This window comes from Janthinobacterium sp. GW823-FHT03B06 (assembly GCF_058796955.1).
On the sequence record NZ_JBXAJE010000002.1, the window covers coordinates 432,101 to 445,674 of the forward strand.

At 63.7% G+C, this 13,574-nt stretch carries 10 protein-coding genes; all 10 read right to left on the reverse strand.

All coding sequences use genetic code 11. From position 1 onward, the window contains the following. Positions 1–24 precede the first annotated feature (24 nt). Positions 25–1,947 carry a glycosyl hydrolase family 18 protein gene (locus AC1RBA_RS07920; RefSeq protein WP_492417530.1) on the reverse strand — a complete coding sequence of 641 codons (1,923 nt, stop codon included), beginning with the start codon at positions 1,945–1,947 and terminating at the stop codon, positions 25–27. A gap of 627 nt (positions 1,948–2,574) precedes the next feature. Then, a complete protein-coding gene (rlmD, locus tag AC1RBA_RS07925; protein WP_492417532.1) occupies positions 2,575–3,915 on the reverse strand; it encodes a 23S rRNA (uracil(1939)-C(5))-methyltransferase RlmD in 1,341 nt (446 codons plus the stop codon). Positions 3,916–4,048: 133 nt separating this feature from the next. Next, positions 4,049–5,080 carry an RNA polymerase sigma factor RpoS gene (gene rpoS, locus AC1RBA_RS07930; protein WP_070310025.1) on the reverse strand — a complete coding sequence of 344 codons (1,032 nt, stop codon included), beginning with the start codon at positions 5,078–5,080 and terminating at the stop codon, positions 4,049–4,051. An 8-nt stretch (positions 5,081–5,088) separates the two neighbouring features. Beyond that, complete coding sequence (locus tag AC1RBA_RS07935) at positions 5,089–6,006, reverse strand: peptidoglycan DD-metalloendopeptidase family protein (RefSeq protein WP_083286948.1); 918 nt, start codon at positions 6,004–6,006, stop codon at positions 5,089–5,091. Positions 6,007–6,048: 42 nt separating this feature from the next. Then, complete coding sequence (locus AC1RBA_RS07940) at positions 6,049–6,939, reverse strand: protein-L-isoaspartate(D-aspartate) O-methyltransferase (protein WP_492417535.1); 891 nt, start codon at positions 6,937–6,939, stop codon at positions 6,049–6,051. A 9-nt stretch (positions 6,940–6,948) separates the two neighbouring features. Then, complete coding sequence (gene surE / locus AC1RBA_RS07945) at positions 6,949–7,686, reverse strand: 5'/3'-nucleotidase SurE (RefSeq protein WP_070219202.1); 738 nt, start codon at positions 7,684–7,686, stop codon at positions 6,949–6,951. Positions 7,687–7,780: 94 nt separating this feature from the next. Then, a complete protein-coding gene (locus AC1RBA_RS07950; protein WP_492417537.1) occupies positions 7,781–10,261 on the reverse strand; it encodes a tetratricopeptide repeat protein in 2,481 nt (826 codons plus the stop codon). A gap of 19 nt (positions 10,262–10,280) precedes the next feature. Then, positions 10,281–10,886 (reverse strand): toll/interleukin-1 receptor domain-containing protein, encoded by a 606-nt coding sequence (locus AC1RBA_RS07955; RefSeq protein ID WP_492418131.1) that lies wholly within the window; start codon positions 10,884–10,886, stop codon positions 10,281–10,283. A 269-nt stretch (positions 10,887–11,155) separates the two neighbouring features. Then, the gene (gene yoaA / locus AC1RBA_RS07960) at positions 11,156–13,210 is read right to left on the reverse strand and encodes a DNA repair helicase YoaA (RefSeq protein WP_492417539.1); all 2,055 of its coding nucleotides are present in this window, start codon (positions 13,208–13,210) and stop codon (positions 11,156–11,158) included. A 43-nt stretch (positions 13,211–13,253) separates the two neighbouring features. Next, positions 13,254–13,454, reverse strand: coding sequence for a YdcH family protein (locus AC1RBA_RS07965; protein WP_034752051.1), 201 nt, complete (start codon positions 13,452–13,454; stop codon positions 13,254–13,256). Between the last annotated feature and the right edge of the window lie 120 nt (positions 13,455–13,574).

A 13,574-nucleotide genomic window follows, 5' to 3' on the forward strand; every position in this document is an offset into this window, starting at 1 on the left:
GCATCCTGCTACGCTAGCACACGGTTAGCGTACCTTCCACACCTCGGTCGCCAGCACGCCATTCGCGTCGCCATCGAGTTCCCACGAGAACGCGCCGCGCAAGCCCTGGTCCTTCACGTATTTCACCTTGGTGCCGATGACGGTCGGATCATCATAGCTCCACCACTGGCCGCCCGCCCCCGTGTACAGGTACAGCTGCTTGGTCACGGGATGGTAGTAGCGCGTGCCGGCTTTGGCGACGAGGATTTTATAGTCCTCGATACCCGACTCGTACGTACCCGGCGCCGTGCCCGTGGCCGCCTGGTACAAGCCATCGCCGTTCGGTCCCGGCGCCACGCCCGTCCAGCCGCGGCCATAGAACGGTATGCCCAGCAGCAGCTTGTCGCGCGGCACGCCGGCGGCAATCATGTACTGCACCGCCTTGTCGCCCACGTATTCGCGCGCCATGCCCGTTGACGGATCGGCAGGGTCGGCAAACAGCTGGGCGTTGAAGTTGGTGCTGTTTTCCCAGCCGCCGTGGAAGTCGTACGTCATCAGGTTGATCCAGTCCATGTACTGCGAGTACAGGGCCGGTTCCGTGTTGTCGATCTTGTCCTTGCCGGCACCGACAGCGGCCGTCAACAGGTAGCGCTTGCCGTTGGCGGCGCCGAGCGCATCGAGCTGGCTGCGGAATTCCGCCATCAGCAAGGTGAAGTTGCGCTTGTCGTTGGGGCTGACCGTGTTGTACGGCTGGCCGCCGCCGACCGGGTATTCCCAGTCGATGTCGATGCCGTCAAAGATGTTGGCCGCCGCACCCACGCCGCCGCGACCGCCCTGCACCGGCAGGTTGCCCTTGATGTAGATATCGATACACGAGCGCACCATCTGCTTGCGCAGCGCATCGGTGGCCGAACCGACGGAGAAGTTCTTCGACCAGCTCCAGCCGCCCAGGGAAATGAACAACTTGAGGTTCGGGTGCGCCGCCTTCAGCTTTTTCAGCTGCAGGAAGTTGCCCGACAATGGAGCGTCCCACGGAATGGCCTGGCCATCGACGGTGCGCTTCGGCGTGCGGATGTAGTCGGCCTCGGCATCGCCGCCCGTGCCCGCGTCCGGCGAATTCGGATTCGTCGCGCCCGGCTCCGTCTTGGTGATCATGCCGCATTCGTAGCCGCCGTTTTTCGGATAGATATTGCCGAAAGCGTAGTTGATGAAGGTCAGCTTGTCGGCCACGCCGCTGGTATGCACGTTCGCCACCTCATAGTCGCGGCCATATACGCCCCATTGGGCGAAATAGGAACCGACTTCGCGGCCGGTCGGCGTTGGCGTTGGCGTTGGCGTTGGCGTCGGTGTCGGGGTTGGAGTCGGTGTTGGCGTCGGCGTCGGCGTCGGTGTCGGCGTCGGGGTTGGCGTCGGCGTGGTGCTGCAGATCTCCAGGCTGGTCCAAGGCTTGCCCGTGCCGGCAGCGCCGCTGCTGGTCGACGGGTTGTCGCCCTGCGTCCAGTAGTTGGCGCGGTAATTCGTGCCCGCATAGCTGACGGTGGCGCCCGCGCTGTAAGCCGTGCCGGCCGCCCACGCCAGTGCGCAGGTGCCGCCGGTTGGCGTCGGAGTGGGTGTCGGGGTCGGGGTTGGATTCGGCGTCGGGGTGGGCGTCGGAGTTGGCGTGGGAGTCGGTGTCGGCGTAGGAGTTGGCGTAGTTCCGCCATCGCACGTGCCGCCCGCGCTCCACAGGCTAGGCGTGGAAACGGGGTTCCAGCCCGAGCCCACGTGGTCGGTCTGCGTCACCAGGGCCGTGTAATTGGCGCCCAGGTAAGTGACCACCGTGCCCGCGTTGTACGTGCCGCCCTCTTGCCACGGCACGCAGGCGACCACCGTGCTGGCCGCCAGCAATTGCGAGCCAGCCGGCGCGCTGGCATCGCCGCCACCGCCGCAAGCCGCCAGCACGCCACCGCTGGCCAGACATATCATCATGTTCCTGATCGTTTTTTTGAGTATTAAATTTTCCACGCTGTCTCCTGTTCAGGTTTGCGGAAATACCACTCTGCTTCGATAAAAAGCTACCCTGTGATTTTGTTTTTCTGCAGTTGCAAGAACAGCATGCTGCTGAAAAAATAGGCGGTCAAGTGGTTTTGAAGTGGCCTCGAAGTGGGCAATACCACTTCGCACAAAAAGCGCAGCGGCTTATGCGAACGGCGTGTTGTCCTACTGGACAATCAAAAAACGGCAGAGGGAGGATGAAAAAAGACGCTGGATCGGGAAAAGACAGACCAGTTTTTTAATACGCTGTAAGTGGTATTAGCGCGGAATCAAGGCCAGCGCATGGGGGAGCTTCAGCGCGCCTGAAAAACGTTCAGAGCAAGGCGCCTTGCCGAAGACAGTACGAATAGTACGGCTAGGCAAGGCAACGCAGCTATGGACGTTTTTCCACGTTCAGAGCAAGTCACCTTGCCAAAGACAGTACGTTAGTACGGCTAGGCAAGGCAACGCAGCTATGGACGTTTTTCCACGTTCAGAGCAAGTCACCTTGCCAAAGACAGTACGTACGTAAGTACGGCTAGGCAAGGCAACGCAGCTATGGACGTTTTCTCAGGTGTGCCCTCAGAGCAAATCAAACACTGCCATGGATTCCACGTGGGACGTGTGCGGGAACATGTTCACCACGCCCGCCTTGCTCAATACATAACCCGCTTCCAGCGCCAGGATGCCGGCGTCGCGCGCCAGGGTCGACGGGCTGCACGACACGTACACGATGCGCTTGGGCAGCAGGTCCGGACGCACTTGCGACAGACCGACCAGTGCCTGGCACAGGGCCATGGCGCCGTCGCGGGGCGGGTCGACGAGGATGCGATCAAAACGGCCCAGCGCGATCAGGTCGTCCGTCGTCACTTCGAACAAGTTACGCGTCGAGAACGAGGTTTTTTCCGCCAGGCCATTGGCCAGCGCGTTTTCCAGCGCCCGCTCCGTCAGGGTGGTGCTGCCTTCAATACCGACCACTTCGCTGCCTTGCGTGGCCAGCGGCAAAGTAAAATTGCCCAGGCCGCAGAACAGGTCGGCGACGCGATCCGTCGGCTGCACTTCCAGCAAACGCAGGGCTTTCGATACCAGCACGCGGTTGATGTGGTGGTTCACTTGCGTAAAATCAACAGGCTTGAACGGCATCTTGACGCCGAATTCCGGCAGCAGGTAGTGCAATTGCTTGTCCAGCGGATAGAACGGCACGGCCGTTTCCGGGCCCTTCACCTGCAACCACCATTGCACGCCGTACTCGTCGGCAAAAGCCTTCAATTTCGTTTCATCGTCCGCCGTCAATGGCGACATGATGCGCAAGACCATGGCGGTGACATCTTCGCCGACAGCCAGCTCGATCTGCGGCATCTGGTCGAAGATCGACAGCGACGCAATCAAGCCGCGCAGCGGCAGCAGCATGGCCGAGATGTGCGGCGGCAGGATTTCGCAGCTATCCATGTCGGCGACAAACGCCGATTTCTTTTCATGGAAGCCCACCAGCACGGCATCTTTCTTCTTGACGTGGCGCACGGACAGGCGCGCGCGGTAGCGGTAGCCCCAGGTCGGACCATACATGGGGCGCATGATGCTTTGCGGACGTACCTTGCCGATATGCCACAGGTTGTCTTCCAGCACGCGCTGCTTGATCGCCACTTGCGCCGACGGTTCCAGGTGCTGCATCGAGCAGCCGCCGCAATTGTCGAAATGCTTGCACTTGGGCGTCACGCGCATGGACGATTCGCGGTGCAGCGCCGTCATGCGGGCCATTTCCCAGTTTTTCTTCTTCTTGAACGTCACAAAGCTGACGCGCTCGCCCGGCAGCGCGCCTTCGACAAACACGACCTTGCCCGGCGAGCCGTCTTCGTTTTCAATATGGCCAACGCCACGGGCGTCCATGTCGAGCGATTTGATTTCGATGATATTTTCTTGCATAGCGATCAATAGGTAAGAGTGGGCCAAGACGCAGGGCCGCGCTGGAACTTGCAAACAATGGGGGAAAGGTCAGGCGCCGCGAGCGGGGCGTATGATAGCAGATGCAGCCCCTGAAATACCGGGACCGGGCGTCCTAGAGCAGCGAGTCGCGCACCACGCCGCGTGCCGCCATGGCGCGCTTCAACTTAATCAAGGCTTCCTGCTGGATCTGGCGCACGCGCTCCCGCGTCACGCCCATTTCCTCGGCCAGGGTTTCCAGGGTGGCCGGGTCGTCGTTGTCGAGGCCAAAACGGCGCATGATGACGACGCGCTGCTTGTCGGGCAGCTTGGTCAGCCAGTCGCGCACGAGCACCGTCATTTCATGGTGTTCCGCGCGCGCGTCGGGGCTGTCTTCGCTGGCGCCGGGCAGCATGTCCATCAAGGACGACTGCGGATCGTTGTCGAGCGGCGCGTCGAGCGAGGTGGCGTGCTCGGACAGGGCCAGGATATCCTGCACTTCTTCCACGGGACGCCCCACCAGGTGGGCGATGTCTTCCGCAGTGGCATCCTTGCCATCGTGGTGCTGGGCTTCCAGGTGGTACTTGCCACGCAGAATTTGATTCAGTTCGCGCACCATGTGCACGGGCAGGCGCACCGTGCGCGCCTGGTTCATGATGGCGCGTTCGATGCTCTGGCGTATCCACCAGGTGGCGTAGGTAGAGAAACGGAAACCGCGTTCGGGCTCGAACTTGTCGATGGCGCGCATCAGGCCGATATTGCCCTCCTCGATCATGTCGAGCAGGACCACGCCGCGGTTGATGTAATGCTTGGCGATCGACACGACGAGGCGCAGGTTGTGCTCGATCATGGTTTGCCGGGCTTCGAAATTGCCCTGCTTGGCCAGGGTGGCGTAATGCACTTCTTGCGCCGCCGTCAGCAGGGGCCGCGTGCCGATCTGGTTCAGATAGTGCTGCGTGGTATCGGTCGACAGCTCGGCCGCCAGCACCTTTTTCAGTTCATCGACACTTTCGACCACCACGCTGACGCTGGCTACCTCGCCGCCCTCGCCCGCCTCGACGGCGTCAATGCCGTCGAGCTCGCCGGCATCGTCCGTCACGACTTCGTCTGCCCCGTCTTCCGGCAGTTCCGGGTCATCGTCCAGCTGATCGTGCGGCGCGTGTGTCATTGCTTTACCTAACGGTTAGGCAGGAATTTCGAAGGGTCGACAGGCTTGCCCTGCTGGCGGATTTCAAAGTGCAGCTTGACGCGGTCGGCATCGGAGTCGCCCATTTCAGCGATGGCCTGGCCTTTGTTGACGTTCTGCCCTTCCTTCACCAGGATGCTGCGGTTATGCGCATATGCCGACAATAAACTATTACTGTGCTTCACGATGACAAGATTACCATAACCACGGATTCCGCTCCCGGCATACATGACTTTTCCCGCGCCTGCGGCCACCACTTGCTGGCCGGCCTTGCCGGCGATATCGACGCCCTTGTTCTTGCCTTCGTCAAAAGTGCCGATGACCTTGCCTTCGGAAGGCCACATCCAGCTGATCCTGTCGTCGCCAGGCGCCGATGCGGCAGGGGCGGCAGCGGCGGCGGCCGGTGCGGCGGCGACAGTTGCCGCCGGCGCGGGCGCCGGCTTGGCGTCGCCGGAGCCGCCATCGGCGCGCAGCTCGGCCAGGGTGGCGTCGGAATACGCGCGCTTCTCGCCGCGCGGGCCCGTTTTCTTCGGCACGGCAGGCGCGGCCGGCTTGATTTCCGTCGACGGCGGCATCACGACGGCCGACGTTTGCGCGCCGCCTGTGTCGCCAGTCGGCGGCAGCACGCGCAACACTTGGTCGACCTTGATGTCGTTCGGATTGCTCAAGTCGTTCCAGGCCACCAGGTCGCGGTAATTCTGGCCGTGCTCGAGGGCGATGCGCAACAGGGTGTCGCCGCGCTTGACCGTGTAATAGGCCGGGTCGCGGTCGCGCGGATCGCTGGCGGCGGCACTGCTGCTCGATGGATGGCGCTCAACGACGGGTGCCTGGACGCCCGTCGTGCCGCAACCGCTCAACAGCGCGGCCAAGGTGATGCTACATAGAAGTATGTTACTTTTCTTAATCATTCGCATGTAATTATATGTCCTGCTTGCTAGCTGATCCGGGGATCATATGGTGCCCGGGCGCAAAGGCACGAAATGGCAATCTTCCAGGGTTTGGCTAGTCCATTCCATTTTCCCCACCCGGGTAATGAGTTGTAAGTGTTGCAATTTAGCCCCCACCGGCGCAACCAGACGCCCGCCGGGCGCCAGCTGTTCCAGCAAGGCTTGCGGGACTTCCAGGCCGGCTGCGGCAAGGATGATCCCGTCGAAGGGCGCCGCCTGCGGCAGGCCAAGCATACCATCTCCGTACTGCAAGCGCAGATTCGACACGCGCAGCGGGCGCAAATTGGCCTTCGCCAGCTCGTGCAGGGGCCGGATGCGCTCGATCGAATACACCTCCTTCGCCACCAGCGACAGCACCGCCGCCTGGTAACCGCAACCCGTGCCGATTTCCAGCACGCGCTGCAAGCTGCCGCCCTGGCGCATCACTTCGATCATGCGCGCGACGATGTACGGCTGCGAGATGGTCTGGTGGTGTCCGATGGGCAAGGAGGCGTCGATGTAGGCTTGCGACGCCAGCGCCTCGTCCATGAACAGGTGGCGCGGCACGGCTTGCAGGGCGTCGAGCACCACCTGGTCCTTGACGCCCTGCTTCGCCACGCGCGCCACCATGGCCCGGCGCACGGCCTCCGAGACGAGCGGGTTTTGCCGCGGCGGCGACACCACGGCCGGCTGCGCCCGCTCATTGGCGATGACTTGCGCGCGCGATGGCGCGATGGCCGCGTGCGCGCCATACGGCTGCGCCACGCCGCGCGCCGCGTTTTGCGCCGCATTCTGCGTGGCCGTCTGCGGCGTGGCGATCCTGGACTGGGCCAGCGACTGCCCCCCGCCCTGCCTGGCGGGCTTGCCGGCCAGCGAATCGAGGGAAAGGGGGAAGGTACGCGGCTTGTCAGTCATAGTGAGCGGTCATGCCAGGCCTTTCGCCAGCGCATCGAGTTGGGTGGTATGGGTCAGGTCGATCTGCAGCGGCGTGATCGATACTTGTCCATGTTCAACAGCATGGAAGTCCGTGCCCGGACCGCCTTCCTTGGCCGCGCCGGCGGGGCCGATCCAGAAGATTTCACGGCCACGCGGGTCGAGCGCGCGGATGACGGGCTCGGCCGAATGGCGCTTGCCCAGGCGCGTGGCCGCCATGCCTTGCAATTGCTCGTAAGGAATGGCGGGGATATTCACGTTCAGCAAATACGGTTTCTGCAGGGCGTCGAACTGGCGCTCGACGATTTCCCGCGCCACGCGGGCAGCCGCGTCCAAATTGGCCCAGCCGAACTGCGACTGGGAAAAGGCGATGGAGGGAATGCCGAACAGATAGCCTTCCGTGGCGGCGGCCACGGTGCCCGAATACAGGGTGTCGTCACCCATGTTGGGGCCGTTGTTGATGCCCGAGACCACCAGGTCGGGGCGCTCGATGAGCATGCCCGTCAACGCCACGTGCACGCAGTCGGTGGGGGTGCCGTTGACAAAATAAAAGCCGTTGGCGGCCTTGTGCACGGACAGGGGCCGGTCCAGCGACAGCGAATTGGACGCGCCCGAACGGTTGCTGTCGGGCGCCACCACCACGATGTCGGCAATGGGCGCGAGCGCGTCGGCCAGGGCCGCCAGGCCTGGCGCCAGGTAACCGTCGTCGTTACTGATAAGGATTCTCATAACGAGATTTTACCTGAAGCAATGCCCACACTGCGCATGCCGCACGCCGATAGGCAGCATTTTTTGTGCCGCCGCGCGAACCTGGCGCGCAAGCTCAGCGCTGCTCGATGCGCGCTTCCGACAGCGCCCCTTCCAGCGCCTGCACCTCATCCTCCTGCAAGGCCAGCAAGGCATTCAGGTCGCCTTGCAACTTGTACATTCTTTTCAGCTGCGCCATGCCGCGCCTGCGCAGCTTGCCCGGCACGCCCGGGCGCAGCAGGCAAGACTTCAAATGTTCGGCCAGTTCGCCCGCCTGCGCATACTGTTCCCGTTCGATCATGCCTTGCAACATCGAGATCATGCTGGCCAGGGTGTCCGGCTCGGCCGCATCCTGTTCGTTGGCGCGGCCGGCCAGGATGGTTTCCTGCAAATGCCGCGCACCGTCGAGCACGCTGTCCGCATGCCCCGTGACGGGCGCATTCAAGAGCCGGTCGCTGCCGCTGAGCACGGCGTCTTCCAGCAGGCGCGCCGCCTCGCTGTCGCCCTGCTGCTGCAGGGTGCCGGCCAGTTGCTTCTTGCTGTGCAAGGTATCGAGGTGGTCTTCGCCCAGCAGGCGCGCATGCACTTCCAGCACCTGCTCCTGCACGCTGCGCGCCGCATCGAGTTCACCGCGCCGCAGCAGCGCCTCGGCCAGCTTGCGCTGGCTCATCAGGGTCTCCGGATGGTCGAGCCCGCGCGTGCGCTCGCGCGCGGCCACCTGGTCTTCGTGCAGCTGGCGCGCGCCGGCCCAGTCGCCCTGCCCGGCCACGATATCGGCCAGCAAGTCGCGCGTGGACAGCGTGGCCGCATGGTCGCTGCCCAGGCGCCGCTCCTGCACCCCGAGCACGGCGGCGAGCAGGCGCCGCGCGCCCTCCAGGTCGCCTTCGCGTCCCAGCGCCTGCGCCAGGGCCAGCTTGCTGCGCAAGGTATCGCCATGCTCGGCGCCAAACAGGCGCTCGCGCGCCGCCACCACCGTGCCCAGCAATTGCCGCGCCTGCGCCAGCCTGCCCATGCGCAGCAAGGTGGCGGCGCGGCCATCCATCGCTTCCAGGGTCAGCGGATGCTCGCCGCCCAGCTGGCGCACATAGGTGGCCAGCACCGTATCCTGCAGCAGCAGCGCCGCCGCCAGCTCGCCCTGCAGCAACAGGGTTTTCGCCAGGCAAGCCCGGGCGGCCAGGGTATCGGGATGCTCGCTGCCCAGCACGCGCTCGCGCACGTCGAGCACGTCTTCTTCCAGGAAGCGCGCTTCATCGAGCTTGCCCAGCTGGCGCAGCAGGCGTGCCATGCCGCTCTTGCACGCCAGGCTGTCGGGATGCTCCTCGCCCAGCAGGCGCACGCGGATCTCGACGCTCTGGCGAAAGGCGTCGAGCGCCTGCGCGCTGCGTCCATCCTTGCGGTACAGCTCGCCCAGACGGGCCAGATCGCGCGCCAGCGGCAGGGCCACGGCGCGGCCCGGTTCCAGCTGCAAGGCCTGGCGCGCTTCGCTGATGGCGCCCAGCAAGGCGATTTCGCGGCTCGACTGCCAGGGGAAATAGCCGCCCGTCAGCCAGTGCAAAAAGGCTTCGAAGGTGCGCGTGAGGGAAAAGCGGTCGCCGCCCTGGTCGATGCGCACGGCCAGCTGCTCGCCATAGGCAAAGGTTTTCGTCTGCTGCAGCTGGACTTCGTCGAAATAGCTGTCGAGGGCGATCTGCGGCAAGCCGTAGGACGTGCGCAGCAGGCGCTCGAACATGGGCTGAAAACCGGCGATGCCCTTGTGTGCGTCGCCGCGGCGCCACTCGGCACGCTGCGCCCCGTCGCCCATTTCTATGCGCGACGGCAAGGGGTACACGAGCAGCGGACGCTGTTCATCTTCATGGCTGCGGCGGTACTCGATGGCCCGCGTGACGAGCGCGTCGACGCCTTCCAGGCTTTGCCGGTTCGGCGTGAAGACCACCACCAGCTTTTTCGGCAGCAAGGTGGTGCAGATGCCGGCGCTGTCCGTGCGCCCCGTGCGCGAATCGACGAGCACATAGCGGAAATGCTGGGCCAGGGTATCGGCAAAGCAGCGGAACAGGGCCGGGCAGCTGTCGAACAGCTGGTCCCAGCGCATCTGCGCCAGGCGCTCGCTGTAGCTGGCGTCGAAGCGCCCCGCGCGCATCAGGTACAGGGGACTGCCCTGGTCGACGCGCACCACGTACTGCTGCCAGTCGATGGCGTCGAGCACGCGCTGGGCCAGCGCCGCGTCCTCGCGGCCCCCATCTTCGCGCCCACCGGCCTGCCCGCCAGCGCGCGCGCCCGCCGTTTCCAGGCTGATACGCTCGATCTGCTGGCGGCACGCCTCGAAGAACTCGAGCACGCCCGGCCGCTCCTCGTGCTGCTCGAAATAATGGTGCAGGCCCGGCGCTTCCATGTCCCAGTCCAGCATCAGCACGGGCACGCTGGCGTTTTCACGGCGCGCCAGCAGGACGGCGATGTTCGACAGAGCCATGGTGCGGCCGGTGCCGCCCTTGTAGGAATAGAAGGTGACGACTTCGCCAGGGGCGCTCAAAGGTGGCAGGGAGAGGCGTTGGCATTCCATGACGGGACCTTTTACGTGATTAACGTGGAAAGTGGGGAGGCGGAATGGCGCGCCATTCCGGTGGAATATCGGGCAACACGAAACGGCTGCAATCGTGGCCGGGCGGTGTTGACCGCTTGAGCAAGTGGTAATGCGTGGCGATGCGCTGCACGATGCGTTCGATGTCGGGCAGGTATTGCGGATTCGACTTCAGGTCGCCGCTGGCCAGCGTATAGCCGGAAAAATCGACGTACAGACCCGACTCCGTGATTTGCGGCGGCAAGCCGTCCGGATGGCGCGTCATGATGATGGGAATGATCAGGTGGCTGGGCAGCTCATACCAGGCGCGGCGCTCCTGTTCGATCAGCTGCATGGCGGCAAATTCGCGCCGCGTATAGCCATGCGCTTCATATCTCGGCGTGTACAGCACGATCATGCAGACGCTCTGGCACATGGCGCGCGCCACGCGCTGGTCGATATCGTCGCCGCCGCCCAGTTGCTCGCTGTCGATGAACAGGACTTCCTCGCGGTCGAGGTGCGGCTCCAGATAGCACGCCAGCGCCTCGATGAGGTCATTCTTGAACTTGTTCATGAACGCATATTGGCCGTGTGCATAACTCAAGAAACAGCCGTAGCGGATCTCCATGGCATCCCCCTGTTCCCCGTGCGGCCCTGCCATCGCCGCGCCTCATCCTGCAAGGCATGAGCTCACTGTAGACTGCCCGGCAACAAGACTGTTTGCGCTGGCACAAAGATGTGTCTGGCGTCCTGGACACGCGTCACAATGCCAGAAAATGGCGTGATCGCGCCGCTTTCTGGCATGCCGGGCGCGCAGGCACGCAGCGCGCGAAAAACACTACTCGCTTGATAACAAAGGGAAATAAGCCGGCGCGCGGATGGCGCCGGCAAGCAAGGCTAGGCGTCCTTGGCGGGCAGGTTGCGGAAGAACTCGACCACTTCAGCCGTGTCACGCGTGCGCTTGAACGGCGGCAGGCTTTGCCAGATGCGCTTGCCGTATGGCTTGGAGATGAGGCGCGGATCGCAAATCATCAGCACGCCCCGGTCGCCCTCGTCGCGGATCAGCCGGCCCGCGCCCTGCTTCAGGTTGATGATGGCTTCCGGCAGCGAGTGGTGCATAAAGCCATTCTTGCCCTGCTTTTCCATCACTTCGATGCGCGCGGCCAGCACCGGGTCGTCCGGCGGCGCGAACGGCAGCTTGTCGATGATCACCAGGGACAAGGCATCGCCGCGCACGTCGACGCCTTCCCAGAAGCTCTGGCTACCGATCAGCACGCCATTGCCGGCCGCGCGGAACTGATCGAGCAATTCCGTGCGGCCCCTTTCTCCCTGCACGAACAGGGGAAAGTTCAGGCCGCGCTGCCTGAATTCGTCGGCCAGGCGCTCGGCGGCCCGCTTGACGGCGCGCAAGGTAGTGCACAGGAAGAAGGTGCGCCCGCCCGCCGCCTCGATGATGGGCAAGGCGCAGTCGATGACGGCGTCCGTGTAGCCCAGCGAGTTCGGTTGCGGCAGGTTTTGCGGCACGAACAGCAAGCCTTGCTGGCCATAGTCGAACGGGCTCGGCCACGTGTGCGACGGTTCGCCCGTCAAGCCCATCTGCTCGGAAAAATGCTTGAAATCGTTTTTCACGGCCAGGGTGGCCGACGTGAATATCCAGCTGCGCGGCGTGCCTTCGCGCTGGTTGTTGAAGATCGGCGCGATCGACAATGGCGTTTTATGCAACTGCAAAGAGCTGGAAAACGCTTCTACCCAGAACACGGCTTCTTCGCCTGCCGCTACTTTCGCCTTCGGATCGAACTTCCAGCCGCTCAGCTGCTGCGCCAGTTCGACGCCGCGCACACGGCACTGTTCCAGCGTCTCCGCCCGTTCCGCCTGCGTTTCCAGCACGGCCACCATGCCGTCAAGCTCATCCTTGAGAGTGTCGAGCGCGGGGAAGAAGTCGCTCGACGGGGCGATCTGCGGCAGGGACAGGCGCACGATATCCTGCGGGAACGTCAAACGCAGGTCGCGCGCCGCCTTTTCCACCACGGTGACGGTCTTGGCCCAGTCGATGCCGCGCGCGTGCGCGAGCCCCTCGGCCAGCACGTCGCGGCACAGTTCCAGGATTTGCGAGGTCGACACTGTGTTACCGAAGAACAAAGTGGCCGTATCGGGCAGCTGGTGCGCCTCATCGAAGATGATGGTATTGGCCGAAGGCAGCAATTCCGCCACGCCCGTGTCTTTCAGGGCCACGTCGGCAAAGAACAAATGGTGGTTGACCACCACCACGTCGGCCTGCTGCGCTTCCTTGCGGGCCTTCATGACGAAGCAATCCTGGTAATACTGGCACTCGGCACCCATGCAGGTGTCGCGCGTGGACGTCACCAGGTTCCAGATCATGGCGTTTTCCGGCACCTTGGTCAGTTCGGCCTTGTCGCCGGAGCTGGTCATCTTGATGAAGCGCGAAATTTCGCGCAGATGGCCCACGTCGTCGCGCGAGGTCATGCGCCCGTTCTGCAGCGTGCGTTCCAGGTGATAGTGGCAGACGTAGTTCGAGCGACCCTTCAGCAGGGCGACGGAGACGGGCGCCTGCAGCGCGGCGCGTACGGTGGGGATATCGCGCAGGAACAATTGATCCTGCAAGTTCTTGGTGCCGGTGGAAACAATAGTCTTGCCGCCCCACATCAGGGCCGGTACCAGGTAGGCGAAGGTCTTGCCGGTGCCCGTGCCCGCCTCGGCGATCAGGGTCGTCTGGCTGTCGATGGCGCTGGCGATGGCCTTGGCCATGTCCGTTTGCGAACGGCGCGGCTTGTAGCTGCCCACGGCCGGACCGAGCGGGCCGCCGGCGCCAAACAGGCGCTCGATGTCGGCATCGTGTTTGCCAGGCGCCGCCTGCGGTTCGGCCGGCGGACTGGCTTGCAGATCGGTCGGCTGGCCATCCGGGTTTACTGGCAATAAATTGTGATCGGTCAAAATATACTTAGGTGAAGGCTGGACTGGACGCTACTGGCGCCCCTCAGGCGGGAACGTCGGGCACCAACTGCATTTTCAGCAAGGTGATGTGATCCTTCAATTGCAATTTGCGCTTTTTCAGGCGGCGCAGCTGCAGCTCATCATGGTGGCCATCGAGTATCAGCAACTCGATGACGGCATCGAGGTCGCGGTGCTCCACGTTGAGTTCAATCAGGCGCCGCTCTATTTGCTGTGCATCGCTCATGTGTTGCGTTCCAGGCAGTGTTGGTAACAGTGTTGGGAAACCGGCGCGGCGCGCGCAGGCAGCCATGGTGCATAGTTTAACCTGCCGCGCGCGTTAGGGCACGCCATTTCCGGCGTGCCC

Excerpts from the sequence above, each read along its gene's own strand:
- AC1RBA_RS07920 (WP_492417530.1), bottom strand. The coding sequence starts at position 1,947 with ATGATGATATGTCTGGCCAGCGGTGGCGTGCTGGCGGCTTGCGGCGGT.
- rlmD (WP_492417532.1), bottom strand. The coding sequence starts at position 3,915 with ATGCAAGAAAATATCATCGAAATCAAATCGCTCGACATGGACGCCCGT.
- rpoS (WP_070310025.1), bottom strand. The coding sequence starts at position 5,080 with ATGACACACGCGCCGCACGATCAGCTGGACGATGACCCGGAACTGCCG.
- AC1RBA_RS07935 (WP_083286948.1), bottom strand. The coding sequence starts at position 6,006 with ATGATTAAGAAAAGTAACATACTTCTATGTAGCATCACCTTGGCCGCG.
- AC1RBA_RS07940 (WP_492417535.1), bottom strand. The coding sequence starts at position 6,939 with ATGACTGACAAGCCGCGTACCTTCCCCCTTTCCCTCGATTCGCTGGCC.
- surE (WP_070219202.1), bottom strand. The coding sequence starts at position 7,686 with ATGAGAATCCTTATCAGTAACGACGACGGTTACCTGGCGCCAGGCCTG.
- AC1RBA_RS07950 (WP_492417537.1), bottom strand. The coding sequence starts at position 10,261 with ATGGAATGCCAACGCCTCTCCCTGCCACCTTTGAGCGCCCCTGGCGAA.
- AC1RBA_RS07955 (WP_492418131.1), bottom strand. The coding sequence starts at position 10,886 with ATGGAGATCCGCTACGGCTGTTTCTTGAGTTATGCACACGGCCAATAT.
- AC1RBA_RS07965 (WP_034752051.1), bottom strand. The coding sequence starts at position 13,454 with ATGAGCGATGCACAGCAAATAGAGCGGCGCCTGATTGAACTCAACGTG.